This window comes from Arthrobacter sp. TMN-50 (genome assembly GCF_054511125.1).
On record NZ_JBTNDG010000011.1, the window covers coordinates 1 to 26,926 of the forward strand.

The following is a 26,926-nucleotide window of genomic DNA, read 5'->3' on the forward strand; positions in this document are numbered from 1 at the left end:
CCTCGAACGGCCCGGCCGCGAACATCCCCCTACCGGAAAAACCAGCTTTAGCGGATGAAAACACGGTCGAAGGTTTGGAAGCGTTCACCGAATACTGGTTCGAACTCCTCAGCTACGGGTACGAGACAAATGACTGGGCCGAGTTCCTGGAAATCACTGATAGCGGTTGCGGAACCTGCGCAAACGTCGTGGAGGGTGTGAAGGAACATTTCACGACTGGCGGATGGGTCGTGGGTGGAAACGCTGAGATGGGTGACTTCTCATCGAGATTTGAAGTCAATACCGCAGGCTCGATTAATTCCTTCGTTGAAGTGGGGCAGGACGAAGTAACGATGTTTTCCCCCGCAGGAAGGATAGTCGGAGAGTCACCGCGTTCAGATCCGACTATTGACGTCGTCATTGCCATTTACGAAGACGATCGATGGATCATGCTTGACTTCGGGTCGCCCGAGGGGACGTGAACACGGTGTACGTGAGGCGACCCGTCTATGCAACAGCCATAGGTATCAGCATCCTAGGATTCATGCCTTTATTCGCCCCTGCTTATGCGGCCGATAATACGACTGGAATCACGTTTGAAGAGTCAAATGTGAACGCGAGAAACTCGACCCGAGAATCAGTACCCGGGTTCGGCCAGTCTGAGGCAACCCGGACGACCGGTGCCTCGAGTGCCAATCTTCCGTCGGATGATGGGGTCGATTATACGTATGAGCGGGTGTGTACTGCTGGGGTGCAGGATTATATGGATCCGGCGTATTGCGTGGAGTTGAATGCTCAGTGTGATGCGCGTGAGGGTGGGGTGTTGGTGCAGTGGATTGAGGTGGATCGGAATGTGAGTCCGCCGGTTCGGACGGCGACGGGTCGGAGTGGGTGTTTGTATCCGGGTTTGCCGCCGGTGGCTCCGACGGGTGGGGCGTTGGAGGAGGCGCCGATTGTGGTGTCGTTGGTTGAGTTTGAGAGTCAGCCGATTGTTGCTGCTGGGGTGTTTTCGCAGCCGGATCATTTTGGGGTGCGGAATGCTCACAGTAATTTGTATGCGGTGGCGGGGGAACAGGAGTTCACGTTCGTGTTCGAGGATGCGCGGATCCGGTTGAGGGCGTGGCCGGTGTCGTATGAGTGGTCGTATGGTGATGGGTCGGTTCTGGTGACTACTGATGCGGGGTCGGCTCTGCCGGGTGATGGGTTCAATGTTGAGACGCCGACCAGTCATGTGTTCACGGAGACGGGGGATTATTTGGTGGGGTTGGATACCTTGTTCGCTGGGGATTATTCGGTGGATGGGGGATCGTGGTTACCGGTTGCTGGGCTGGCGAGGGTCCCGTCCGAGCCGCATGTGATGAGTATTTGGCGCAGCGAACGTCACAGTGTCGCGGAGACGTGTCTGGAGAATCCCGCCGGAATCGGCTGCTAACCCAACTTTCGATCGGGAGGCTGGGACGGCCGGACAACCAAACCAGTTAGTGTCCACTAACTGGACTATGTGTCCATATAGTGAGACGCCTTGGGTGCTCGTTTGACACCCCCAGAGGGTGAGTGGAAACTACAGATATGCAGTTCGAATCCGTAGTAGTCCTTCTTACCAAGCGCGTGGCCTAAAGCCCGACTGGTAGTACTACGTCACGCGCAACCCCTCACGGAGCCAACCAGGCTGAGGGGTTTTTTTGTTCCCACCAGACGCAAAGCGCACGACACCCGAAGTACACGAGCAGTATCGATTCATCAAGGAAGTCACCAATGTCCAAGGGATCGCCCTCCAGCCCCTCGCTGATGGCCAAACCAACCGCTCCGGCGGCTCCGGCGCGCAGCCAGCCCCGCGACGCAGCGCAGGCCGCCCAGCCCACTGCCGTCCGAGGCCCCAACACCGTTGTTCCACCCACTGAGATGCTCGGATCGGCCGCGATCGTGCGCTCCCTTGAGGAACTCGGCGTCGACGACATCTTCGGCCTTCCGGGTGGTGCAATTCTTCCGACCTACGACCCACTGCTGGCCTCCAAGAAGCTCCGGCACATCCTGGTGCGCCACGAGCAGGGTGCTGGCCACGCGGCTCAGGGCTACGCAATGGTTACCGGCCGGCCGGGTGTCTGTATCGTCACGTCCGGTCCCGGTGCCACCAACCTGGTGACCGCCATCGCTGACGCCCATATGGACTCGGTCCCTATGGTGGTCATCACGGGCCAGGTCAACAGCGCTGTGATCGGATCCGACGCCTTCCAGGAGGCCGACATTGTGGGTATCACCATGCCCATCACCAAGCACTCCTACCTGGTAACCAAGGCAGCTGACATCCCGCGGATCATCGCTGAGGCCTTCCACATCGCGTCGACCGGCCGCCCCGGTCCCGTCCTTGTGGACATCTCGAAGGATGCGCAGCAGGCGACGACGATGTTCTCCTGGCCGCCCAAGATCGACCTACCCGGCTACCGCACTGTGGTCCGCGGGCACTCGAAGCAGGTTCGTGAAGCCGCCCGACTGATCGGCGAGTCCCATCGACCCGTGTTTTACGTGGGCGGCGGAGTCATTAAGGCGCACGGTGCAGCCGAGCTGCTGGAACTGGCCGAGCTGGTCGGTGCGCCCGTGGTCACCACACTGATGGCCCGTGGCGTGTTCCCCGACTCACATCAGCAGCACGTTGGCATGCCCGGCATGCATGGTTCGGTGTCGGCGGTAACGGCACTGCAGCAGTCGGATCTGCTTATTACCCTCGGCGCCCGGTTCGACGACCGCGTCACCGGTGTCCTCTCCACCTTCGCCCCCGGCGCCAAGGTGATCCACGCTGACATCGACCCGGCTGAAATTTCCAAGAACCGCACCGCCGATGTGCCCATCGTCGGGTCGGTCAAAGAGATCATGCCCGAGCTCACCAACGCCCTGCGCGAGCAGTTTGCGGCCACCGGCGCGCCGAACCTTGAAGCTTGGTGGACCATGATCAACCGGCTCCGCGAGACCTACCCTATGGGTTACACCCAGCCCGACGACGGCCTCTCGGCACCGCAGCACGTGATCAAGCGCATCGGCGAAATGACCGGACCTGAAGGGGTCTACGCCGCGGGCGTGGGCCAGCACCAGATGTGGGCCGCACAGTTCATCAAATACGAGCGCCCTCACGCTTGGCTGAACTCCGGCGGTCTCGGCACCATGGGGTACGCGGTGCCCGCCGCCATGGGCGCGAAGGTGGGCAACCCAGATCGCGTGGTCTGGGCGATCGACGGCGACGGCTGCTTCCAGATGACCAACCAGGAACTCGCCACCTGCGTGATCAACAACATCCCCATCAAGGTCGCCATTATCAACAACTCCTCTCTGGGTATGGTCCGCCAATGGCAGACCCTGTTCTACGAGGGCCGGTATTCCAACACCGATCTGAACACCGGCCATGACACGGCGCGGGTGCCCGACTTCGTGAAGCTCGCTGACGCCTACGGATGTGCAGGCCTTCGATGCGAACGGGACGAGGACATCGATGCCACCATCGCCCAGGCGCTGGAGATCAACGATCGCCCGGTCGTGATCGACTTCGTGGTGAGCCGCGATTCAATGGTGTGGCCGATGGTCCCCTCGGGAGTCAGCAATGACCTCATCCAGATTGCCCGCAACATGACCCCGGATTGGGAGCAGGAGGACTAACATGGCTCGACACACGCTTTCCGTTCTAGTGGAGGACGTCCCCGGCGTCCTGACCCGCGTCGCCAGTCTGTTTGCGCGCCGCGCGTTCAACATCAACTCTTTGGCAGTCGGCCCCACCGAGGTCCAGGGCATGTCCCGGATCACAGTGGTGGTCGAAGCCGAGGGTGACCTGCTGGAGCAGGTCACCAAGCAACTGAACAAGCTCATCAACGTGATCAAGATTGTTGAGCTGATTCCCGAATCCTCCGTGCAGCGAGACCACATCCTGGTCAAGGTGCGGGCGGACGCCGCAACACGGCTGCAGGTAACCCAGGCAGCCGACCTGTTCCGGGCCTCGGTGGTGGACGTCTCGACCGACGCCCTGATCATCGAGGCCACCGGCACCGCCGAAAAGCTGACAGCGCTATTGTCAGTACTCGAGCCGTTTGGGATTCGCGAAATTGTTCAGTCCGGGACCCTGGCCGTTGGCCGCGGGGCAAAGTCCATGAGCGATCGAGCTCTCCGCAGCGCCTGAAACACGCCGGCAGTTCCACCACAAGACCACAAGCTGGACTCCAGCACGAAAAACACAGGAGAAAATCAAGTGACTGAGTTGTTCTACGACGACGATGCAGACCTTTCAATCATCCAGGGCCGCACCGTGGCCGTCATCGGCTATGGCAGCCAGGGTCACGCTCACGCGCTGAGCCTCCGCGACTCCGGCGTCGACGTCCGCGTGGGCCTCAAGGAAGGCTCAAAGTCACGCGCGAAGGCTGAGGCCGAGGGCCTGCGAGTCCTCAGCGTCGCCGACGCCACCGCTGAAGCTGACCTCATCATGGTGTTGACACCGGACCAGGTGCAGCGCCACGTCTACGCAGACGACATTGCACCCAACCTCCAGGCCGGCGACGCCCTGTTCTTCGGTCACGGCTTCAACATCCGCTACGGCTACATCAAGGCACCCGCCGACGTCGACGTCGCACTGGTCGCGCCGAAGGGCCCCGGCCACATTGTGCGCCGCGAGTTTGAGGCAGGCCGGGGTGTCCCTGACCTGATCGCCGTCGAGCAGAACCCGTCCGGCAAGGCCCGCGAACTCGCGTTGTCCTACGCCAAGGCGATCGGTGGCACCCGCGCAGGCGTCATCGAGACCACCTTCACTGAGGAGACCGAAACTGACCTGTTCGGCGAGCAGGCAGTCCTTTGCGGCGGCGCCTCACAGCTCATCCAGTACGGTTTCGAAACGCTGACCGAGGCTGGCTACAAGCCCGAGGTTGCCTACTTCGAGGTCCTGCATGAGCTGAAGCTGATCGTGGACCTGATGGTGGAGGGCGGCATCGCCAAGCAGCGGTGGAGCGTTTCCGACACGGCTGAGTACGGCGACTACGTCTCCGGTCCCCGTGTCATCGACGCTTCGGTGAAGGAAAACATGAAGGCGGTCCTCGCCGACATCCAGAACGGTGCCTTCGCGAAGCGCTTCATCGACGACCAGGACAACGGTGGCAAGGAATTCGCCGAGCTGCGCAAAAAGGGCGAGGACCACCCGATCGAGGCCACTGGCCGCGAACTGCGGAAGCTCTTCTCCTGGATCAAGACGAATGACGACTACAACGAGGGCTCAGTAGCCCGCTAGGACAGCGGCAACGCAGCGACACCACGCACTCGGCCAGGACGCTCGCTCCGGCGTCCTGGCCGAGTGCTGTGACGACAAGGCAGGCCAGCGAGGCTCCGAGTCACAAAGCGGACCCAATTGCGGCGCGCATTTAGACTTGCCAGAGCGCCCCGAATTCACTAGTTCATACAGCACAGCAGCGAAGGATCACCCCCGTGACCAGCAAACCCGTAGTTCTCCTTGCCGAAGAGCTGTCGCCAGCCACTGTCGAGGCTTTGGGCCCCGACTTTGAGATCCGGCAGACCGACGGGTCGGATCGCGCCCAGCTGCTCGCCGCGATTGTCGACGCCGACGCCATCCTGGTGCGCTCGGCCACCCAGGTGGACGCCGAAGCCATCGCTGCGGCCCCGAACCTGAAGGTCATCGCCCGCGCCGGCGTCGGGCTGGATAACGTGGATATCAAAGCCGCCACCCAGGCCGGCGTCATGGTGGTCAACGCGCCGACCTCCAACATCATCTCCGCCGCCGAACTGACCGTCGGCCACATCCTCAGCCTTGCCCGCCACATTCCGCAGGCCAGCGCAGCGCTCAAGGGCGGCGAATGGAAGCGTTCCAAGTACTCGGGCATCGAACTATACGAAAAGAAGATCGGCATCATCGGCCTCGGACGCATCGGCGCCCTCGTCGCGGCCCGTCTGCAGGGCTTCGACACCGAGATCCTCGCCTATGATCCGTACATCACCTCGGCACGCGCCGCCCAGCTCGGCGTCCAGCTTGTCACCCTTGACGAGCTCCTCGAACATTCCGACTTCATCACCATCCACATGCCCAAGACTCCCGAGACGCTAGGCATGCTCGGCGAGGCTGCCTTCAAGAAAATGAAGCGGTCCGCCTACGTGGTCAACGTGGCCCGTGGTGGGCTCGTGGACGAGGCGGCGCTGTTCACGGCGCTTCAGGCGCACCAGATTGCGGGCGCTGGCGTCGATGTTTTCGTCACCGAGCCCAGCACCGATCTCCCGTTTTTCACGCTCGACAATGTCGTGGTTACCCCGCACCTGGGCGCGTCCACCGACGAGGCGCAGGAGAAGGCGGGCGTTTCGGTTGCCAAATCGGTCCGCCTCGCCCTTGCCGGTGAACTGGTGCCCGACGCCGTCAACGTCGCTGGCGGCGTCATCGCACCCGAGGTACGCCCGGGCATTCCCTTGATTGAAAAGCTGGGCCGGATCTTCACCGCGCTGACCCACGACTCGCTCACCCAGATCGAGGTGGAGGTAGCCGGGGAAATCGCGTCCCTGGATGTTAAGGCGCTGGAGCTCGCCGCCCTCAAGGGAGTCTTCACCGACATCGTTTCCGAGCAGGTCTCCTACGTTAACGCACCGATCCTCGCCGAACAGCGCGGCATTAACACCCGCCTCGTCACCACCCCCGACTCGGAGGAGTACCGCAACGTGCTCACCATCCGCGGTGCGCTGTCCGACGGATCGCAGATCTCCGTGGCTGGCACCCTGACCGGTCCCAAACAGATCGAGAAGCTGGTCGGGGTCAACGGCTACGACCTCGAGATCCCCATCAGCGAACACCTGCTGGTGCTCCTCTATCAGGACCGACCCGGCGTGATCGGCACCCTCGGCCGGCTGCTGGGGGAGAAGGACATCAACATCGCCGGCATGCAGGTGGCCCGCAACACTCAGGGCGGCCAGGCCCTCTCCCTGCTCACCGTTGACAGTTCGGTTCCCCAGGACGTGCTCGACGCGCTCAAGGAAGCAATCGGCGCCACCGTGGCCCGTGAAGTGGACCTGCAGAGCTAGCCACCCTCCTGTTTGAGGGCCTCCCATCCCAACACCGGTCGGAGGCCCTGTACGTTCGCCCGGGTGTGCCGGCCGGTCACGAAGCGACAACCAGCAGGAAAACAGGGTAATTTCTTTAGGTGACATCCACAGAGCAGCTGCCCCCGTATTACCTCACCACCGCGATCTCGTACCCCAACGGGATCCCGCACATCGGTCACGCCTACGAGGCCATCGCCACCGACGCGCTGGCTCGGTTCAAGCGGCTCGACGGCTTTGATGTGATGTTTCTGACCGGCACCGATGAGCACGGCCTGAAGATGCAGCAGACCGCCGACCGGGAAGGGATCCCCGTTCGTGACCTGGCCACCCGCAACGCCCTCGCTTTCAAGGCCATGAACGACGACGTCGGCAGCTCCTATAACCGCTTCATTCGCACCACCGACGCGGACCACTACGCGGCCGCGTCCGCGATCTGGAAGCTGATGGAAGCCCGCGGCGACATTTACCTGGACAAGTACGCAGGCTGGTACTCGGTGCGGGACGAGGCCTTCTACAGCGACGACGACACCGACCTCCGCGACGACGGACTCCGCTACGCCACCGAAACCGACACCGAGGTGACCTGGACCGAAGAGGAAAGCTACTTCTTCCGCCTGTCCGCCTATCAAGACAAGCTCCTCGCCCTCTACTCCGACCGGCCCGAGTTCGGTGCACCCCAGTCGCGGTTCAACGAGGTCATCAGCTTCGTCAAGCGCGGCCTGGAGGACCTCTCCATCAGCCGCACCACCTTCGACTGGGGTGTGCCAGTCCCCGGCAACAAAGACCACGTGATGTACGTGTGGGTGGACGCGCTCACCAACTACCTCACCGGCGTCGGCTTCCCCGACGTCGACTCGGAGCGCTTCAAAAAGTACTGGCCAGCCGACGTCCACGTCATCGGGAAGGACATTTCACGCTTCCACGCCATCTACTGGCCGGCGTTCCTGATGTCCGCGGGGCTTGAACTCCCCAAGCGGATCATGATCCACGGTTTCCTGTTCAACAAGGGCGTCAAGATGTCCAAGTCGCTGGGCAACACGGTGGCGCCCAAGGACTGGGTGGACCAGTATGGGCTTGATCAGGTGCGTTTCTTCCTGCTGCGTGAGGTGCCTTTCGGCGCCGACGGGTCCTACAGCCATGAGGCGATCGTGGGTCGGATGAACTCCGATTTGGCCAACAATCTGGGCAACCTTGCCCAGCGGTCGTTGTCGATGGTCGCCAAGAACTGCGAAGCGCAGGTACCCTCACCGTCGTTGTTCGCGCCGGCCGACGAGGCGATCCTTGCCCAAGCCAACGGGCTCCTCGAGGCGTCCCGGGCAGCGTTTGACCGGCAGGAGTTCTCCCGTGCGCTCGAGCAGATCTGGGCGGTGCTTGGCGACACCAACGCCTATTTCGCCGACCAGCAGCCCTGGGTGCTCCGCAAAACCGACCCCGAGCGCATGAACACCGTGCTGTTCGTGACGCTCGAGGTGCTGCGGATCGTCTCGATCCTCGCGCAGCCGGTGATGCCCGACGGCGCCGCGCGTCTGCTGACCGCACTGGGTCAGGGGATCAGGCCCGACGACGCCGCCCGTCAGTTCAGCGCTATCGCTAGCCCGCTGGTCCCGGGCACACCGCTGCCAGTGCCGTCGCCGATCTTCCCGAAGTACGAGGAGCCGGCCGAGCCCCCACCCCCGTCCCCGAACGGTTGATCTGGCGACTTGCCGGCTTTATGAGTCGCCCGATCTCACCCGTCGGCGGGAGGGGAAGGGTCTCGGGCTAGTGATCTCCGGTGAGGAAGCGCTCGTGGGCCGTGACCCGCATGACGTGTGCCAGCTGCTCCTGCTGGGTGCGGGCCCTCTCGGCCAGGCGCCGAAGCTGCGCCCCGTCCAGCGCCGTCGACCCGCTCTCGGTCAGAGCCTCAAGGGTTTCCCACATACATTCCTTGCCGCGGACAGCGCTCTGCAGGGCTTCGAGTTCCAACTGGGCGCCGCTGCCCTTTTCCGATCGGCGCAGGTTGAGCGGATTTACCTTGCTCAACTGCGCACCAATCTGGGCGATGACCATCTTCACCTTGCTGGGCGTGTAGCCGAGGGAGCTGATAATTTGCACCAGTTCCTCCCGGTCAGCAGAAATCTCCTTCACCAGCGAGGCGAAGGTCTGCTCGTGCCCCGTGCCCGCCCAAGATGCTTTGGCGGTGGCGAACAGCTTTACTCCCGACGCCGCGGCAACCAGATGGTTATCGAGGTAAGCCGATAGCCTGCTGGAGTCCGCCGGGTTTGAGTTGCTGCGCGGTGTTGAAGACTGATCCATGGGTCTGACCTTTCGAGCGGAACCTGCGAAGTGGAAAATCTTATCTTCGCAGGTTCTGCCCCGGGACGCCCGTGGTTCGGGATGCGTCAGCAATAGTAGGTGGGGAGGCCACCGGACGCGCTGCAGCCATATCTCAGTAAGTGAGACAAATTGTCCATCATGTGATCTAAATCCCTAATCTTTTCGTATGAGCGAACTACCTTCAACAGTCCAGCTGGCCGTTATCCCGGGCGACGGGATCGGTCCCGAGGTGATCACCGAAGCGGTCAAGGTGCTGCGCAGTGTCACCGCGAACCTTGAGACCACCTTCGCCCTGACCGAGTTCAAGCTGGGCGCCGAACACTGGCTGGAGTCCGGTGTCACTCTTCCCGACGAGACACTGGATCAACTGCGCACGCATGACGCGATCCTTTTTGGTGCCGTCGGCGCCGCCCCGGGCGACACCCGCATCCCCTCCGGGCTCATTGAGCGCGAAATGCTGTTGAAGCTCAGGTTCTCGCTGGATCACTATGTGAATCTGCGACCCTCCCGTCTCTACCCGGGCATAGCGAGCCCGCTCGCATCCCCCGGTAACATCGATTTCGTCGTCGTCCGTGAAGGAACCGAGGGTCCCTACGCCGGCAACGGCGGCACCCTGCGTGCCGGAACCGCTCACGAAATAGCCACCGAGGTCTCCCTCAACACCGCCCACGGCGTAGAGCGGGTCGTCAGAGACGCATTCCGCCGGGCGAGCGGCCGGCCCCGCCGTCACCTGACCCTCGTCCACAAACACAATGTGCTCGTGTACTCGGGTCACCTCTGGCGTCGGACGGTCGAGGCGGTTGCCGCTGAGTTCCCCGAGGTGACCCACGACTACCTGCACGTTGACGCCGCCATGATCTTTCTCGTCACCGACCCGGCGCGGTTCGACGTCATCGTCACCGACAACCTCTTCGGCGACATCATCACGGACCTCGCTGCCGCAATCACCGGCGGAATTGGGCTCGCTGCCTCAGGTAACATCAACATGGACCGCACCGCGCCGTCCATGTTCGAGCCAGTCCACGGGTCAGCACCGGACATCGCTGGGCAGCAGAAAGCCGATCCCACGGCGGCCATCCTGTCGGTCGCGCTGATGTTGCGCCATCTTGGTTTCGACGACGCCGCCGCGCGGGTTGAGGGTGCTGTGGACGACGACGTCGCCTCCCGCACCGAGGCCCGGCGCACCACGGTGCAAATTGGCGATGCGATCGCCGCGTTGGTGTCCTAAGCTGGTTAACCATGACAGCCACCGACCTGGAATTTAGCCAGTACCCGTCCGCCAACCCGAAATCTGATCAGCAGCGCGCGGAGATTCTCGCCGAGCCCGGGTTCGGTAACCACTTCACTGATCACACGGTTGTGGTCGATTTCAAGGCGGACACCGCCGGAAACGGCGGGTGGGGCAACGCACGGCTCGAAGCCTACGGCCCTATTGCGCTTGACCCGGCGGCGGCGGTGCTGCACTACGGTCAGGAGATCTTTGAGGGCATGAAGGCTTACCGCCACGAAGACGGGTCGGTGTGGACGTTCAGGGCAGATCAGAACGCTGCACGTTTGAACCGTTCGGCAGCCCGGTTAGCCCTACCGCAGCTCCCGGAAAGTATTTTCCTTGAGTCTTTGCGCCAACTGGTGGCGGCGGACCAGAACTGGATCCCTACCCGGGAGGGCGAGAGCCTGTACCTCCGGCCATTCATGATCGCCACCGAGGCGTTCCTTGGTGTGCGCCCAGCGCGTGAAGTGTCCTTCAGGGTGATCGCTTCACCGGCCGGCAACTACTTCGGCGGCGAACTAGCGCCAGTCGACATCTGGGTCTCCCGGAACTACGCCCGCGCCGGGCGGGGCGGCACGGGAAACGCCAAATGCGGCGGCAACTACGCTGCGTCCCTCGCGGCACAGCTCGAGGCCGAAGCCCAGGGCTGCAAGCAGGTCCTGTTTCTCGACCAGTTCAATGACAACGCGGTTGAGGAACTAGGGGGCATGAATGTCTTCTTCGTCTTCAAGGACGGTTCGTTGGTCACCCCAGCTCTGTCCGGCACCATCCTGGAGGGTGTCACCCGGTCGTCGGTGATCCAGCTGGGCAAGGACCGCGGCCTGACGGTGACCGAACGGAAGATCACGCTCGACGAATGGCGCGACGGTGTGGCCTCCGGCGACATCACCGAGGTTTTTGCCTGCGGCACAGCGGCGGTCATTACCCCGATCGGACAGTTGAAGGATGGCACCGAGGTTATCGGCGCTCCTGACTCAAGGGCTGGTGAGGTCACCATGTCCATTCGGGAGCAGCTTCTTGGTATCCAGACGGGCACCTCGCTTGATACCCATGGGTGGTTGACCCGTCTGGTCTAACCCCCCCCCATTGCGGGTGGACGCGTCCGCAGCTTCGGTAGGTCAGACCTAGCGAAACTGCGGACGCTTTGCCGTTCGGCGCAGGTCAGGAGCCGAGGGGAAGTTTGGCGGCTGACTGCAGGAGGGCGGTGGTCTCCTCAACGGGCAGCGGCCGGCTGAAGTAATACCCTTGGCCGCCGACGCAGCCCATCTCTTGCAGCCTCAGCGCCTGTTCCTTGGTTTCGATTCCCTCGAAGACGGCTTCCAGCCCCGCAGCACGAATCAGCTGCAGGATAGCCGCGATGAAGCCGAACTGGATCGACCCGGTGGCCAGCTCGCTGAGCAGTGACCGGTCCACCTTCACCATGCTAACCGGCAGTTTCCGCAGGTAACTGATCGAGGAGTAGCCGGTGCCGAAGTCGTCAATTTCGATGCACACACCGAGCTGTTTCAGGCTCAGCAGGGAATAGGTTTCCACTTCACCACCGGTCACGAGGGCGGTCTCGGTGATCTCCAGCACCAACGCCACCGGGGGAATGTCGAACCGTCTAAGCAGGGCGCGCACGTGGTCCACCAGGTCGAGCTGCTGCAGTTCGACCGCCGAAAGGTTGAGCCGCAGCTGGAAATCGTCGTCGAGCTGCATTTCTGCGCGCCACAGCGAATACTGCTGGATTGCTGAGCGCATCACCCACCGGTCAAGTTCGATCACGGCCCCGATCTCCTCCGCCAACGGGATGAACTCGTCGGGCATGATGAAGCCGCGGGTCGGATGGTTCCAGCGGACCAGTGCCTCCAGCCCAAGTACCCGACCGTCGCGCAGGTCGACCACCGGCTGGTAGTGCAGGCTCAACTGATCCGATCGGATGGCGTCCCTCAGTTCGGACGCAATCTGGCTGCGGAGCTGGCGCTGCAGCAGCATCACCGGTTCGAAAACCTGGATGGTGCTGCGGCCCTCGCGCTTGGCAGCATACATGGCGGTGTCGGCGTCAAGGAGAATACTCTCGGCACTTTGCTCGGCGTCCGCGAGCCTGACGCCGATGCTTGCACGGGAAAAGACGTGAAGTTCTTCCAGCGAAATGCGGTCGTCCAACGCAGCCAGGGCGCGGTTAGCAATCCGGAGGGCAATTTCCTGGGTCGCCTCGGGCACCAGAATAGCGAATTCGTCGCCCCCCAGCCGCGCAACAGTGTCGGAATCCCGCACCGCCCCCATCAGGCGGTGGGCAACCTCCTGCAGCACTCGGTCGCCGGCGTCGTGCCCAAAACTGTCGTTGACATCCTTGAACGAGTCCAGGTCTAGAAGAATGAGGGCCGGCGGCGTGGTCTCTGCGGCGGCACTCAGTTCATCCTCGAGTTTGGACAGCAGGGCGATCCGGTTGTCCAGGCCGGTCAGGGCGTCGGTCATCGCCATAGACCGCATATCCTGGTGCGCCTGATGAAGCATGGCCGTGCGGCTGGCTACACGCTCCTCGAAGTCTCGGTGTACCAGTTCGAGCTCCTCCGCGAGGAGGTTGAAACCGGTGATAACGGCGTCGACGTCGTCGCGTGCGGCGGAAGGTTCCATCCGGCTGCTGAGATCGCCTCGGGAGAGCCTCACAATTCCGTCGACCAACATGGCTAGCCGGGGATCAGCGTCCTTCTCAGGCATCGGGAGAGCTACCTAGCCAGGCCAGCGCCTCGGACTCGGTGGTGAAAAAACGTGTGGGGCACGGCGGCGGGTCACCGCCGAGCAGGAAGCTGGCTAAAACGCGGTCGACGGGGGAAACACCCAGCACAGCAATTGCTGATGAGCTACGTGAGCCGCTGAACACGGCCCTCGCCTCGCGGCTGATCGAGCCAACCCCCGAGATGTCCAGCAGCAACGGGCGGAGGCTACCGTTGGCGATAGTGCGCGCGCGCTCGGCGTGGGCCGCAGCGATGTCACCGGTGATCTCCACACCTTGCGGCATGACGAGGCGGATGACGTCATCCGGGTGGCCCTCGCCCGGATGGTTGCTCTGTGTAGCTATTGCCGACATGGTTCCCTTCACTGCTCCTGGTACTGCCATTCGGCCCTGTGGGTGGTGGATGGACGGCTACCGCGAGGACACGCGACGACGGCGGTCGTTTGATCCCCGCAGGTCACGGTTGAGGCGGCGGTCTCCGTGGTACAGGATGGAGGACCAATCTGCTTCTTCCGGTGTCTTGTCGATGACCGGTGACTTCGTTTCAAGCTTTTTACGGGGAGGAACGTAGAGCCAGTTCAGGACCCCGAGCACCATGTCCACAATTGAGTTGCTTACTCCAATGTAGGCGCGAATGGCCCCCGCCGCCAGCACCGCGTTCAGACCGGCAAACGCGGCGTTGCCCCAGTTCCCCTGCTGTACATCGCGCCAGAGGGTGAAAAGGGAGAACACGACAATCGCATAGGGAATGAATACGTACAGAGCCGGGGCCGCCGTGCGATTCTTGACCTTGGGTGTGCGTACAAAGGGAATCTTCTCGCCAGTGAACGCCTGCTGGATAGACTTCAGCACACCTGCCAGGTTCACGGGGAGCAACACAATGTTGAAGCCATAGATCCTGAAGATGTCGCTGAAGCGGTGCCCGCAGTCACGGAGGTCGCTTCCCATGGCGAGGAAGTACGGCAGGGCGGTAAGGAACACCAGCGGACTCAGGAGCCGGCTGTCGTAGGGATACCCCAGCAGGAACATCAGCCCGAAGCTGGCCCACGCGATGGAGGCCATGTAGTTGACGCGGAGCATCACTTCACGCACCAGAATCCGGTCACGGCGGTAGCGCCGGTCCTGGAGTTGGTTCCACAGCTTCGGAAGTATGAGGAGCCCGCCGTTCGCCCAACGACGTCGCTGCACCACCAGGGAGCCGAAGTCCGGGGGAGTAGCGCTGTAGCTGAGGCGTTCGGGATAGTTGACCAGCGACCAACCGTGCGCGCCAAGGTCAACGCTGGACTCGGTGTCCTCGATGACCGTGCGGTCCTGGATATAGGTGTGGATCTCGAAACCGCCGACATCCTCGATCTCGAGGATGTCCATCAGGGCCTCCTTCCGAATCACCGCGTTGGCGCCAACCCAGAAGGTGGCGCCGTAATAGGTCATGCCCTGGTGCAGAATGTGCTGGATGTCGGTGGTGGCGCCAGCGACTCGTTCGATGCGGGTCGGTGCCCCGCGGAAGGAGGAATAGGGGGTCTGCGTCACGGCGACCCGTTCATTTCCTGGCGATTCCAGAAGGTAAACGAGGCGGAGGCAGTAGTCGCGAAGGAGCAGCGAGTCAGCGTCCAAAGTCAGGAGATAAGTAGAATCCGGCACGTCGAGGTCCACCTGGGCGGGACCGTCGGCGGGCCGCAGGAGGATGCCGTTGGGGGACTCCTCACGGTGCCAGCGCTTTCCCATCAGTGAAATGTAGGAATTAAGATTCATGGCCTTGTTGGCCTCATGGGAAAGGGACGCGAACATTTTCCGTTCGAATGTTTCAAGACGAGCGGTGAAGATGCGGCACAGTCGGAGGTATAGCTCCGTCAGCCGGTCCTCGTTGGGTTGTTCGCCCTGTGCATGGGCCGCGGTAAGTCCCAGTACCGTCAACCGAAGCTCGCGGGCCAAGCCCATTAGCACCAGATCGACGAAGAATTCATCGACGTGGTCCTCGACCCGCTCCGCTGCTGCCATGTCCTCAAGCCAGGCGGCGGCTGCGACGTACTCCTTGGTGAGAGCTTCCAATTCGTCTATCCCGGGTGGGACCGGCGCGGCTATCCGCTCGCGATAGCTGGCTAACGCATCGTTGAAGCGGGTTGACGGCTCGAGCAGCTGCGACTCGATCCCGTCGGAGAGCTCACGGGTGGCCTTCAGACGTTCCGCAACCGCGGGATCGGTGGGGAATGGAGGATCATCGAGGAGCAGGACAACCCGGAGGTCAGGAAACTCCTGGAGGGCGGCAGACCAGAGGGTGGCGCGCACCACCTGGGGTTCTTCGGCGTAGGAGGGCACCAGAACGGTGATGCCGTCGTCGTAGTGGGCAAAGTGGCGGTCCAGTTCACCCCGTGGCACCCGCTTGTGGTCCCGGAATCGGTACAGCGCACCCTGGCGCGCAACCAGATAGAGCAGGGCGGAGAAAGTCAGGAACGTGACGACGATCAGATAGGACACCGCCTCGAACTGGAAGCGGAAGCCCGCATTGGGGTTGTCGACAAGCTGCCGCAGGATCGTCGAGACGACGTACGACGCCCAACCCACCATGGTCGCAACGATCGCCAACCGGCCGAGGGCTATCTTCCGGCGAGACGGGATGGGGTGGACTATGGAGAGGGGCTCGGAGCGCTTCTCGGCACCCCATTGACGCTTACGCGCGGCCGGACTGGTTTCCTTGGTGTGCGCACCGGACGTTGCAGACACTTTGTGATCCTTCATTTCGCTCCCCAGCGACTCGACTGCAGGATCGGTACCTGCCGCTCCTTCCGCAAACGGCAAGAGCCACCCACCCGACGGGTGGAGTTTTATCTGCGTTCACTTGGCGGCTCCGCGCAGCGGCAATGAGCCGGCTGCAGCCGTTATATGACGCTGCAACAGTAGCACTAGGAAAGGGGACTTATAGTAGTGATGTAACACAAAAGTTTATAGTTCAAGTTCCCACTGTAAGGCGGGAGCAGGATTCGTGGGGGCATACATTGGCAAGGCACTTTCCCGGTCGGAAACTTTCGTTCGTTCGTCTTGTCCTGGTGGTCGGTGTCGCTGCCGCAGTGGTCGCGGCGTCGTTTACCGGCTGGAACCGTTTCGAGGATGCCCGGGCGGCAGAGAACAGCGGTTCCTGGTTCGCCGGCTACGTGGATGCAACAGCCACCCCCTTCTATGCCTTTGAACGGCCGCAGACTGATGAAGGTGGCAGCGTGGTGCTGTCCTTCATCGTCGCGGATCCCGAAAGCCCCTGCGAGCCGTCCTGGGGTGCGGCCTATACCTTCGACGAAGCCGAGTCCACGATGGACCTGGATCGCCGGATCGCCCGCCTGATTCAGGGCGGCGGAGAAGTTGCAGTCTCCTTTGGGGGCCTGCTTAACGACGAACTGGCAACCTCCTGCACCGACGTCGATGACCTGAAGGATGCTTACGCCTCAGCGGTTGAGCGCTACAACCTCACCACTATCGACCTAGATGTGGAAGGCGAGAACCTGCTCGACACCGCGGCCGGAAAGCGCCGGGCCGAAGCCCTCGCGCTGCTCCAGGAGGAGCGCCTCGCTGCCGACAAACCGTTGAACGTCTGGCTGACGCTGCCCGTCGCGCCATCGGGGCTCACCGAACCGGGCACCACAGCAGTGACCCAGATGCTCGAAGGGGGAGTCGACCTCGCCGGCGTCAACATCATGACCATGGACTTCGGAGGAAGCCGCCCGCAAACCATGAGCATGCTTGATGCCTCAATCGCGGCCGCCGAGGCGACCCACGCGCAACTGTCCACCCTGTACAGCCGGGCGGACCTGCCGCTTGGCCCCCAGGCGCTCTGGACCAAGCTGGGGCTTACCCCCATGATCGGTCAGAACGACGTCGTCAGTGAGGTCTTCTCTCTCGAACACGCCGCTGGCCTCAACGCCTTCGCCGTCGAACGCGGCATTGGCAGAATGTCCATGTGGTCGTTGAACCGCGACGCCACCTGCAGCGACAACTACGCCGATGTGACAGTGGTGTCTGTGGGCTGCAGCGGCATCGATCAGGATGGCCAGAGCTTCGCGCAGATCCTCGGCCAGGAATTTGAGGGCACCGCAGAGAGCATTGCCACCACATCGGCGTCGCCGGAGCCAACACCGGAACTGGTGGAGGATGACCCCAAGACCAGCCCGTATCCCATCTGGTCCGAGGAAGCCACCTACGTTGCCGAACAGCGAGTGGTGTGGCACGGCAACGTTTACGTGGCCAAGTGGTGGAACGAAGGGGCAGTCCCCGACAACCCGGTCCTGCAGGCTGACGAAACGCCGTGGACTCTTATCGGCCCCGTTCTTCCCGGCGAAAAGCCGGTCTCGGCTCCTACCATTCCGGCCGGAACCATTGACGAATGGGATCCGGAGAAGGTGTACGAGAGCGGTGACCGTGTTCGGCTCGACGACCACGTGTTCGAATCCAAGTGGTGGAGCCAGGGCGACAGCCCCGAGGCCGCACTGCAGGGGTCGGCTGGCTCGCCATGGAACCGGCTGTCCAACGACGACGTCGTCAAGCTCCTGGAAGGTCTTGAGGGGAAGGACTCTGCTAGCGCTAAGCCAACGACGACGCCGAGTCCCGCCGCGAAGCCGACGGACATGCCGAGGGCCGACAAAGACTCCTGAGACGAGTTCGACGTCAGCGCGGGTAACCGGGCTTACGTCGAACTGTCCTGAGGCTGCATCAGGGACTCAATCAAGCCGCTGACGTGTGCCGCGCGGTCATGCGCTCCGGACTGAACGAAGAACGTCTTGGCCGTATCAAGGTAGCCCATGGCCACGAGATCGTCACCACGTCCGGCGAGTGCTCGTCCGAGCAGGAGATTGGCTTCGCCAGCCGTCTGCGGGGCAAGAATGATTGCGTCTGTGCAGATCGGCTTTAGTTGTTTGACGGCCGCATTGAGTTGACCTGTCAGAACCAGCCAGTGCGCACGGGTAAGAGCCAGTTCGAGCTGGTCACGGTCGTTTCCACCGACAATTGAGCTGGCGGTTTCGGCGCGCTCAATGCATTCGAGGGTTTCGGCGTCGACCACGCCTGCGGCAAGCCGTTTTGCAGCGGACGCGCGATTGAACCGAGCCCAAAGGTCGAGGTCGTTGTTTGGGGACAGATGCGCGGCAGCCAGAGAATGGAACTTAGTACCGTCGGCCACCTTTTGCCGCATGAAGGCAACGTTGCCGATCACCCAGTACGCTTTTCCGGAGATCTGGGTGGACGTATCGGGGGTAATTAAGGCCGAAAGGATCAGGCACTTATCCCATGCTTCGTCGACCCGATCGCTTTCTGCGAGGGTCGCGATTAGTGCACGCAGCGCATTTATTTGGAGCTCAGGAGGAGCATCATCGTCGACCGCCAGATCGACAGCGCTCCGTGCCGCGTCAACGGCGGATGGAAGCTGGCCTATTCCCTGAAGCCCAATGCCAAGCAGGGTGAGAACTCGAGCTGCGAGGGCTGGTGACTGGCTTGTAAGCGAGTGCGCGCGGAGTAGTTCGGCGACTTTGACCGATTCCTCGACGGACCCTTCCTCCCGAAGGCACTCGGCTTGGAAAAAAGCCATGTTCCACCAGGCCACCTCATTGCCATCGGCAAGCGCCAGATCAACAGCCTGACCGGCGATCTCGCGCGCTTTCCCGTAGTCGCGTTGGCTCCAGGCTTCTCTGGCCCGCAGCTCATACAACAGCTGGTCGCCGGGCTGGTTTGTTGCCATGGGTCGGTAGCCCTTTCGTACTGTCTTTATATGGACCTCGCGTAGTGAAAGGCATCCCTCGACAAAAGCGGACCCTATTCTTAGAGTTTAGGGGGTAGTCAGCGCGTAAGGCTTCCAAAAGTTCATCTTTCCAAACGCTTGGTTTTTTGTTGACAGTTCGTATACTAAGAAAACTGCGCGAGGTTCGGTGCCTCGCGCTTTCTCTCATCAGCAAAGGACTCTCGTATGAAAAGATTACTTACCTCACTTCTGGTAGTGGCCGTGTTTACAGTCGGTGGTGTCTCAACAGCGACTGCTGCTGATGCCGCTATTGGCTCCAAGAGCACCACAATCACCAAAATTGGTGACTGGCCCAACTAAGCTGGAAGCCATTGATCGCCGCTCGAACTGAACGGTGTTTAACGGATGGCCGTGAACTTGCCCGCTGGGGACAAGGTTCACGGCCATCTGCATGTCCGGACCACTTACTGGCCGAATTAGTCGTAGCCGATTCCCAGGCGGGACAGGGGTCACGGTAACGTGTGATTCATGCGTATAGCCCGGTTTGTCGTTGACAGTGATCCAGCATTCGGAGTAGTAGAGGGAGAGGAAGGCCAGGAAGAGATCGCGGTCATGGCCGGCGATCCCTTCTACTCGGGTGTGCAGCTCACCGGAGTACGTCACCAGCTAGCAGATGTCCGGCTCCTGGCTCCGGTCATCCCGCGCAGCAAGATTGTCGGCATTGGTCGCAACTATGCCGAGCACGCCAAGGAGCTGGGCAACGAGGTGCCACCAGCCCCCCTCATGTTCTTCAAGCCCAACACCTCGGTGATCGGTCCAGGCGACCCCATCGTGCTCCCAGCGTTCTCGGACGAGATCTCTTTTGAGTCCGAGCTCGCCGTCGTGATCGGTCGCATCTGCAAGGACGTGCCGCTTGATCGGGTTGACGAAGTCGTCTTCGGCTACACCTGCGCCAACGACCTCACCGCCAGGGACGCCCAGAAGACAGACAACCAGTGGGCTCGCGCCAAGGGCTTCGACACTTCCTGCCCGGTCGGCCCCTGGATCGAGACCGACCTCGACACCGAGAACCTGCGCGTTCTTGGTCGGCTCGACGGCGAGCTGAAGCAGGACGGTTCAACCAGTCAGATGATCTGGGGAGTCAGGGAACTGGTGTCCTATGTATCCCAGGCTTTCACGCTGCTTCCCGGTGACCTCATCCTGACCGGCACCCCAGCCGGAGTAGGCCTGATCAGTGAAGGCGAACGCTACGAGGTTGAAATCGAAGGCATCGGACGCCTGTCCAACCCGGCGCGGCGCTGACCGTGCGGCGGGTACCGCGCGGACCTGTGCGGAAAGGCAATCCGAGCGCTGAACGTCGTCGCCTTGGAAGACTAATTGCCATCGCTGCCTGCGCCATCCCGTTGGTTTCGGCGCGGGCTGCCTCCCTGAGCGGGGCACCGCAGGTATGGGTGTCGGCTCTTGCAGCGCTGGGATTTGGTGCGGCAGCGGTTCTGCCGCTGCGGTATTTCCGTCCGAAGACCCCAGTCCGCATCCAGGTGGCCGTCGGACTGACAGTCGCGGTGCTCATCTTCGCGGCCTGGTGGTACTCCGCGGGTTAGCTCGGAGTCGGGGCCCTCGCCCCGTAGCGTCTCCGGGGCTCCCAACTCCTCGCTTCGCTCGGGGTCGGGGCCCTCGCCCCGTAGACTTAGCACCATCATGACTAATGCTGCTGAGATCCCCCTTGTCACCGATCAGACCCCGGTACGAGTCCGGTTTTGCCCCTCGCCTACCGGTACACCGCACGTCGGCTTGATCCGCACCGCGCTGTTCAACTGGGCCTATGCCCGGCACACCGGGGGCACCATGGTGTTCAGGATCGAGGACACCGACGCCGCCCGCGACAGCGAGGAAAGTTACACCCAGCTCCTCGACGCGCTGAAGTGGCTAGGCATTGACTGGGACGAAGGCGTGGAAGTGGGTGGACCCCATGCACCCTACCGGCAGTCACAGCGCGGCGACTTGTACCAGGACGTGATCGCGAAACTGCGGGCGGCCGGCCACCTGTACGAGTCTTATTCCACCCCCGAGGAAGTCGAGGAACGCCACCGTGCCGCAGGCCGGGACGTGAAGCTCGGTTACGACAACCACGACCGCGCCCTCACCGAGGACCAGCAGGAGGCCTTCCGTAGCGAAGGCCGTACCGCCGTGTTGCGGCTGCGGATGCCCGACGACGACATTACGTTCACTGACCTGGTGCGCGGCGAGATCACTTTCCGTGTCGGTAGCATCCCCGACTTCGCAGTGGTCCGCGCCAACGGCGCCCCCCTCTACACGCTGGTCAACCCGGTGGACGACGCCCTGATGGGAATCACTCACGTGCTCAGGGGCGAGGACCTTCTCTCCTCCACGCCGCGTCAGATTGCGCTGTACCGCGCACTCCACGACATTGGCGTGGCCAGCTACATGCCCTTGTTCGGTCACCTGCCCTACGTCATGGGCCAGGGCAACAAGAAGCTCTCCAAACGGGATCCCGAATCCAACCTCTTCCTCCACCGGGAGCGGGGGTTCATCCCCGAAGGTCTGCTGAACTACCTGTCGCTGCTGGGCTGGAGCCTGTCCGCCGATGAGGACATCTTCACTGTCGATACCCTCGTGGATAAGTTCGACATCCATGACGTCCTGGCTAACCCCGCCCGCTTTGATCTGAAGAAGGCCGAAGCGATCAACGGTACCCACGTCCGACTATTGGAGCCCGAAGACTTCCGCCAGCGGATCATCCCGTACCTGCAGGGAGCTGGCCTGCTCGGCGACACCCTGAGCGAGCGTGACCGCCAGATTCTAGCGGAGGCCGCCCCGCTGATTCAGGAACGGATCATCCTCCTCGGCGAGGCCCCGGACATGCTGGGCTTCCTCTTCACCGACGACGCTGGCCTCAAAATAGCCGACGACGCCCGCAAGGGCCTCCCGGACAACCTGAACGAGGTACTCGACGCCGCCCACGCAGCGCTGCAGCCACTCGACGAGTGGACCACCGAAAACATCCAGGCTGCCCTTCGGCGGACACTGGTCGACGAGCTCGGGATGAAACCGAGGCTTGCCTTCGGGCCGGTCCGGACCGCTGTCTCCGGTAAACGGATCTCCCCGCCGCTCTTTGAGTCGATGGTGATCCTGGGCAAGGACTCATCGCTGGCCAGGATCAGCGCGTTCCGCACGGCCGGCTGAGCGTGGACAACCTCCCGAAGATCGCCGGAGTGTTGTTCGATATCGACGACACCCTGGTGGACCTGGAAACGGCGATGGGCCGGACGCTTCATCACGTCGGCGCAGACGCGTTGGCGCACCTCAGCGACGCGGACTGGCTTGAGTACAAGCGGCTGTTCGTCCACGACCCGTTGGGCTCATACGACCGGTTTCTGGCCGGCGAGCTCACCTTTACCGAGCAACGGCTGCACCGTGCCAGGCATGCCCAGGCGGCCTTCCTTGAGGAGCCGCTGGAAGGCGAGGCAGCCCGGCACTGGAACACTGCCTATGAGGCGACGTTGCCGCTGCATTTCGAGCCCTACGACGACGTCGTCCCGCTCCTCGACGCGCTGGACGCGGCGGGCGTCCCCTACGGCGCGGTCAGCAACAACGTTCACGATTATCAACGTGTCAAACTCGACCGCTCAGGACTGTCCCGGTTCGGCGTCCTTGTGGGGATTGACACCGTTGACGCCGCGAAGCCTGATCCGGCCATCTACCGTGAGGGTGCCCGGCAACTCGGAACCCCGCCGGAACACACCCTGTATGTGGGAGACAACAGGATTGTCGATGCCGAGGGTGCCGATACGGCCGGACTGGTCGGCGTATGGCTGGACCGGCGTGTTGCCGGACCAGCCGACTTTACTGGCCGCAGGATCACGTCCCTGCTTGACGTTTTGCAGTTCCTGCCGCATGTCCGGTAAAGTGATCTCTCGGCGCAGAGCGGTTTCCGCGGCCTGGATGCTCTGGAAGGAGCGGTCCGGTATGGGCCATTGGGGTATGGTGTAATTGGCAACACACTGGTTTCTGGTACCAACATTCTAGGTTCGAGTCCTGGTACCCCAGCGTTAGATGTGGACAATTTGGCCGCATCTATCAGATGTGAAACAATCATCTAGCTCGTTTGGCGCAAGCCGAATGGCACACAGTACTGGCCCCATCGTATAGCGGCCTAGTACGCTGCCCTCTCACGGCGGTAACGCGGGTTCGAATCCCGCTGGGGTCACAATTACCCCCGGAATCTCTCAGGTTCCGGGGGTTTTCCTTGCCTACCGCAGACACCGCGGTGCGTACGGCAGAATGGGGTGGTGACTGACACTCTTCCCGCCGCCCAGCCGCTGCTGGCTACGCTGCGCCAGACCGGGGAGGCCCTGCGCGGGTTGTCCTTCCCGCTCGCCGTCCATGGGTCCGCCGCCGCGCAACTCAACGCGGCGGCCGCTGCAGCCCAGCTTGAGGACTACGTTGTCCCCCGGCTGCTCAGCCTCGACGCACCCCTGCTCGCCGTCGTCGGCGGATCCACCGGGGCCGGGAAGTCGACCTTGGTCAATGCCGTTGTTGGGCACCCCGTCACCCGTTCGGGCGCCATCCGACCCACAACGCGTCAACCGGTCTTGTTGCATCACCCGGCCGACGGCCACTGGTTCTCCGACCAACGTATCCTTCCCACGCTGAGCCGGGTCCGTGCTGGCGACGCCGGCGTCGCCGAGCCGGCGCCAGAACAGCGTGCCGACACCGGATCCACGGGCGCTGGTACCCTCCTGCTGCGCCCCGACGCCATGATTCCGCGGGGGCTCGCGCTGCTGGACGCCCCTGACCTTGACTCCATCGCCGACGAAAACCGGCGGCTCTCCGGGCAACTCCTCGCCGCCGCTGACCTTTGGGTCTTCGTCACCACTGCCAACCGTTATGCCGACGCGGTGCCCTGGACGCTGTTGGCCGACGCCGCCGCCCGGGACATTCTGCTCGCTGTGGTTCTGGACCGGGTTCCCGCCGGGGTTGAGGAAGAGGTCCGCAGCGACCTGCACACGCTGCTCGCCGCCGCTGACCTGGGCCATGCACCAATCTTCATCGTCCCCGAGTTGCCGTTGGATTCGCAGGGCATGCTTCCGGCAGATGCAGCAGACCCGATCCGCCGGTGGTTGCAGGCGCTGGCCGCCGACGCGTCAGGGCGTCAGGAAATTGCCCGCCGCACCCTTTACGGTGCTGTCCGCGCGGTCGCGGGCCGGGTTCACGCGGCAGCCGACGCCCAGGACAACCAGCACGCTGAATACCTGCGACTACAGGCCGCGGCGACCCGAGCGTACGACGACGCCCTCAGGGGAATCCACGAATCCACCAGGGACGGAACGCTGCTCCGCGGGGAGGTACTGGCCCGGTGGCAGGATTTCGTCGGAACTGGCGAGTTCATGAGGGGGCTCGAATCGAGGGTTGGCAGGGCCAGGGATGCTATCGGCTCGTTCTTCAACGGCCGGCCCACGCGGGCCGTCACCGTCGAGACCGCCATCGAAACCGGGCTCCACGCCGTCATCGTTGAACAGGCTGCGCGGGCGGCGGAGAAAACCGAGCATGCCTGGCGGGACGGCGATGCGGGCCGGGACCTGCTCACAGGGCTGCCCCCACGCGGCGACTTCTCCGCCGATGCCGCGCGGGAGATCCGGGCTTGGCAAAAAGACCTGCTGGACCTGGTCAGTGCGGAGGGCGCCGACAAACGGTTCACCGCCAGGATGCTCTCCTTCGGTGTGAATGGCGTCGCGGTGGCCCTCATGGTCGTAGTGTTCGCATCTACCGCCGGGCTGACCGGACTGGAGATCGGCGTCGCCGGAGGGTCGGCCGTCGTCGGGCAGAAGCTGCTGGAAGCTGTGTTCGGCGAGGACGCGGTACGGCGCCTGGCCAAAACGGCGCGGGAAAATCTGCAGCGCCGGTGCGAGTCGTTGCTCCGCGCCGAACAGCAGCGGTACCAGGTGCTGCTGGAGCCGGTTGGCCGACAGCTCCCAGCCGAGATGCTCCGCTCCTACGCCCGGCAGCTCGAATCACACAGGTCGGCTCCCCCCACCGAGGTTGTCATGAACGACGACGGCGACGGGAGGAACCAGTGAGCCGGCACAAGGGCAAACACGCCGAATCGGCAGTGCAAAACCAGCTCGAAGCGCTGGACACGGCCCGCGAACTTGCCGCCGGGCGACTCCCGGAACGGGACCTGCAAGCCGCCTACGACGTGCTGGACCGAGCCACCACCCGCCGGTCGCTGTCAGCCGCCCACACGGTCGTCGGCATTTTCGGCCCCACCGGTAGCGGCAAATCCTCGCTGCTGAACGCACTGACCGGAACGGACGTCGCGCGGGTTGCGGCCCGCCGCCCGACCACCTCCGAGCCGCTCGCCGTACTCTGGAAGACCGACGGCAGCGGGCCGCTGCTCGACTGGTTGCAGGTAGCCCAGCGCCACGAACTGCCCGGCGACTCGCAGCTGGCCTTCGGCGGACGGTCATCAGCCGACGGCGGCGGCGGGTTGATCCTGCTGGACCTCCCCGACTTCGACTCCACCGCCGCCAGTCACCGCGAGGTGGTGGAGCGCCTGGCCGGGCAGGTCGACGTCCTGCTCTGGGTGGTAGATCCGCAGAAGTATGCCGACGCGGCACTCCATCACGGATTCCTCAGGGGCATGTCCACCCACGGGGCTGTCACAGTCGTGGCGCTCAACCAGACCGACCGCCTGGTCGGGGACGAGGCAGACCAGGTGACGGCGTCGCTGCGGGGCATTCTCGCCGCCGAGGGGCTCGGCTCCGTGGCAGTTCACCCGGTCTCCGCCGCGACGGGAGCCGGGCTGGACAACCTGGTGAAGGAGATCGGGCTGACGGTGAAACGCCGCCAGGCCGCAACCGCGCGGCTCACCGCCGACGTCACAGCAGTGGCCACCCAACTGGCCGGGCACGCAGGACCCACCGACGCCACTCTGCCATCCAAGGCCGCCCGGTCGCGGCTCGTGGATCGCCTCGCCGGGGCGGTCGGCACCGAAACGGTGGTCGACGCAGTGGTCGGGTCCTATCGTCGGGATGCCCATGCCGCCACCGGCTGGCCCGTGACCCGCTGGCTTGGAAAGCTCCGCCGCGATCCGCTGCGCCGCCTGAACCTGCGCCGCTCCGAGGTTGACGCCGCAGTCAGTCGTACCTCGCTGCCGACGCCGGGTCCCGCCCAGCGTGCCGCGATGGACGGTGCGCTTCGCGAATATGCTGACGCCGCTGCCGAATCGGTCACCGGGCCCTGGCGGGAGCAGATCCGTTCAGCTGCCCACGGGACGGGCGAGTCGTTAGCAGACGGGCTGGATCAGGCCATCGCACGGACCGACCTGCGGTGGGGGAGGCGGTCGTGGTGGTGGCCGGTGATTGGAGTGCTGCAGTGGGTGCTTTTCGCCGCAGCAGTCGCCGGGCTGGCATGGCTCGGCGTGCTGGCCGCGCTGGGTTTCGCCCAGCTCCCTGTCCCCGAAACGCCGCTGGTCGAGGGGTTCCCGCTGCCCACGTTGCTGGCCATTGGGGGAGCCGTGCTGGGGGTCGCACTGGCGGTGCTGTCCTCGGTCGCCGCGAGATTCTCGGCAGCGTCGCGTGGTCGCCGGGCACGACGGCGGCTCCACACCGCGGTAACTGAGGTTGCCGTGCGGGACGTGGTGACGCCGGTGGAGGCCGAAATCACCAGGTACAACGGATTCCGTAAGGCAGTGTCGGCGGCACGCGGCCGCGGTTAGAGGTTAGAGGTTAGCGGTTAGCGGATAGGGGAGACGGACATCGGTGGGCACCGTTTCCCTCCCGGAGGTCTAGGTCGACCCGGCCTGTCGGAGTTGCTCACCGAAAGGGCACTCCCGACGGCGAACCAACCG

At 63.3% G+C, this 26,926-nt stretch carries 21 protein-coding genes and 2 tRNA genes; 18 read left to right on the forward strand and 5 right to left on the reverse strand.

Annotation, left to right across the window (positions count from 1 at the left end; translation table 11 throughout):
- The 7 genes from ACX80A_RS12140 to metG form a co-directional block, all read left to right on the forward strand.
- Positions 1 to 461: DUF6318 family protein (locus tag ACX80A_RS12140; RefSeq protein WP_459259987.1), on the forward strand; the 461-nt coding region annotated here is incomplete at its 5' end.
- A 434-nt stretch (positions 462 to 895) separates the two neighbouring features.
- A complete protein-coding gene (locus tag ACX80A_RS12145) occupies positions 896 to 1,411 on the forward strand; it encodes a hypothetical protein (RefSeq protein ID WP_459259053.1) in 516 nt (171 codons plus the stop codon).
- Positions 1,412 to 1,734: 323 nt separating this feature from the next.
- Positions 1,735 to 3,624: an acetolactate synthase large subunit gene (locus tag ACX80A_RS12150; RefSeq protein ID WP_459259989.1), complete on the forward strand. Its 1,890-nt coding sequence runs from the start codon at positions 1,735 to 1,737 to the stop codon at positions 3,622 to 3,624.
- A 1-nt stretch (position 3,625) separates the two neighbouring features.
- Positions 3,626 to 4,138: an acetolactate synthase small subunit gene (ilvN, locus tag ACX80A_RS12155; RefSeq protein ID WP_171584288.1), complete on the forward strand. Its 513-nt coding sequence runs from the start codon at positions 3,626 to 3,628 to the stop codon at positions 4,136 to 4,138.
- Positions 4,139 to 4,207: 69 nt separating this feature from the next.
- Positions 4,208 to 5,233, forward strand: a complete 1,026-nt coding sequence (gene ilvC / locus ACX80A_RS12160; protein ID WP_459259991.1) for a ketol-acid reductoisomerase — start codon at positions 4,208 to 4,210, stop codon at positions 5,231 to 5,233.
- Between the two features lie 194 nt (positions 5,234 to 5,427).
- Positions 5,428 to 7,020, forward strand: coding sequence for a phosphoglycerate dehydrogenase (serA, locus tag ACX80A_RS12165; protein ID WP_459259993.1), 1,593 nt, complete (start codon positions 5,428 to 5,430; stop codon positions 7,018 to 7,020).
- A gap of 119 nt (positions 7,021 to 7,139) precedes the next feature.
- Positions 7,140 to 8,732, forward strand: a complete 1,593-nt coding sequence (gene metG / locus ACX80A_RS12170) for a methionine--tRNA ligase (protein WP_459259995.1) — start codon at positions 7,140 to 7,142, stop codon at positions 8,730 to 8,732.
- Between the two features lie 67 nt (positions 8,733 to 8,799).
- Here metG and ACX80A_RS12175 read toward each other — a convergent pair whose 3' ends face one another.
- On the reverse strand, positions 8,800 to 9,333 hold the full coding sequence (locus ACX80A_RS12175; RefSeq protein WP_459259997.1) for a hypothetical protein: 534 nt from the start codon (positions 9,331 to 9,333) through the stop codon (positions 8,800 to 8,802).
- A gap of 187 nt (positions 9,334 to 9,520) precedes the next feature.
- Between ACX80A_RS12175 and ACX80A_RS12180 the strand changes: the two genes are divergently transcribed.
- Positions 9,521 to 10,582, forward strand: a complete 1,062-nt coding sequence (locus tag ACX80A_RS12180; protein WP_459259999.1) for a 3-isopropylmalate dehydrogenase — start codon at positions 9,521 to 9,523, stop codon at positions 10,580 to 10,582.
- 11 nt (positions 10,583 to 10,593) lie between these two features.
- Entirely contained in the window at positions 10,594 to 11,700 is a 1,107-nt protein-coding gene (locus ACX80A_RS12185) for a branched-chain amino acid aminotransferase (RefSeq protein WP_459260000.1), read from the forward strand.
- An 85-nt stretch (positions 11,701 to 11,785) separates the two neighbouring features.
- On the opposite strand, the gene ACX80A_RS12190 is transcribed toward ACX80A_RS12185, so the two are convergent.
- From ACX80A_RS12190 to ACX80A_RS12200, 3 genes are read right to left on the reverse strand one after another with little or no spacing between them, the layout of a single operon-like run.
- The gene (locus ACX80A_RS12190; RefSeq protein ID WP_459260002.1) at positions 11,786 to 13,324 is read right to left on the reverse strand and encodes a putative bifunctional diguanylate cyclase/phosphodiesterase; all 1,539 of its coding nucleotides are present in this window, start codon (positions 13,322 to 13,324) and stop codon (positions 11,786 to 11,788) included.
- Positions 13,317 to 13,724: a SpoIIAA family protein gene (locus ACX80A_RS12195; RefSeq protein ID WP_459260004.1), complete on the reverse strand. Its 408-nt coding sequence runs from the start codon at positions 13,722 to 13,724 to the stop codon at positions 13,317 to 13,319. The genes ACX80A_RS12190 and ACX80A_RS12195 overlap by 8 nt, the downstream gene beginning before the upstream one ends.
- Positions 13,725 to 13,751: 27 nt before the next feature.
- Positions 13,752 to 16,076 carry a glycosyltransferase family 2 protein gene (locus tag ACX80A_RS12200; protein WP_459260005.1) on the reverse strand — a complete coding sequence of 775 codons (2,325 nt, stop codon included), beginning with the start codon at positions 16,074 to 16,076 and terminating at the stop codon, positions 13,752 to 13,754.
- A gap of 308 nt (positions 16,077 to 16,384) precedes the next feature.
- Here ACX80A_RS12200 and ACX80A_RS12205 point away from each other — a divergent pair, with 308 nt between their 5' ends.
- Positions 16,385 to 17,977 carry a carbohydrate-binding protein gene (locus tag ACX80A_RS12205; RefSeq protein WP_459260007.1) on the forward strand — a complete coding sequence of 531 codons (1,593 nt, stop codon included), beginning with the start codon at positions 16,385 to 16,387 and terminating at the stop codon, positions 17,975 to 17,977.
- 32 nt (positions 17,978 to 18,009) lie between these two features.
- Here ACX80A_RS12205 and ACX80A_RS12210 read toward each other — a convergent pair whose 3' ends face one another.
- Positions 18,010 to 19,056 (reverse strand): hypothetical protein, encoded by a 1,047-nt coding sequence (locus tag ACX80A_RS12210; RefSeq protein ID WP_459260008.1) that lies wholly within the window; start codon positions 19,054 to 19,056, stop codon positions 18,010 to 18,012.
- A 528-nt stretch (positions 19,057 to 19,584) separates the two neighbouring features.
- Between ACX80A_RS12210 and ACX80A_RS12215 the strand changes: the two genes are divergently transcribed.
- The 8 genes from ACX80A_RS12215 to ACX80A_RS12250 all read left to right on the forward strand — a co-directional run bounded on the left by ACX80A_RS12215 (position 19,585) and on the right by ACX80A_RS12250 (position 26,794).
- Positions 19,585 to 20,358, forward strand: a complete 774-nt coding sequence (locus tag ACX80A_RS12215; protein WP_459260009.1) for a fumarylacetoacetate hydrolase family protein — start codon at positions 19,585 to 19,587, stop codon at positions 20,356 to 20,358.
- 26 nt (positions 20,359 to 20,384) lie between these two features.
- Positions 20,385 to 20,657: a hypothetical protein gene (locus ACX80A_RS12220; protein WP_459260010.1), complete on the forward strand. Its 273-nt coding sequence runs from the start codon at positions 20,385 to 20,387 to the stop codon at positions 20,655 to 20,657.
- 97 nt (positions 20,658 to 20,754) lie between these two features.
- Entirely contained in the window at positions 20,755 to 22,260 is a 1,506-nt protein-coding gene (gltX, locus tag ACX80A_RS12225) for a glutamate--tRNA ligase (RefSeq protein WP_459260011.1), read from the forward strand.
- A gap of 2 nt (positions 22,261 to 22,262) precedes the next feature.
- A complete protein-coding gene (locus ACX80A_RS12230) occupies positions 22,263 to 22,982 on the forward strand; it encodes an HAD family hydrolase (protein ID WP_459260012.1) in 720 nt (239 codons plus the stop codon).
- 70 nt (positions 22,983 to 23,052) lie between these two features.
- Positions 23,053 to 23,124 (forward strand) — tRNA-Gln (locus ACX80A_RS12235).
- Between the two features lie 87 nt (positions 23,125 to 23,211).
- A tRNA-Glu gene (locus tag ACX80A_RS12240) sits at positions 23,212 to 23,284 on the forward strand.
- 82 nt (positions 23,285 to 23,366) lie between these two features.
- Positions 23,367 to 25,154, forward strand: coding sequence for a dynamin family protein (locus ACX80A_RS12245; RefSeq protein WP_459260013.1), 1,788 nt, complete (start codon positions 23,367 to 23,369; stop codon positions 25,152 to 25,154).
- The gene (locus ACX80A_RS12250; protein ID WP_459260014.1) at positions 25,151 to 26,794 is read left to right on the forward strand and encodes a GTPase; all 1,644 of its coding nucleotides are present in this window, start codon (positions 25,151 to 25,153) and stop codon (positions 26,792 to 26,794) included. The genes ACX80A_RS12245 and ACX80A_RS12250 overlap by 4 nt, the downstream gene beginning before the upstream one ends.
- The last annotated feature ends 132 nt before the right edge of the window (positions 26,795 to 26,926 follow it).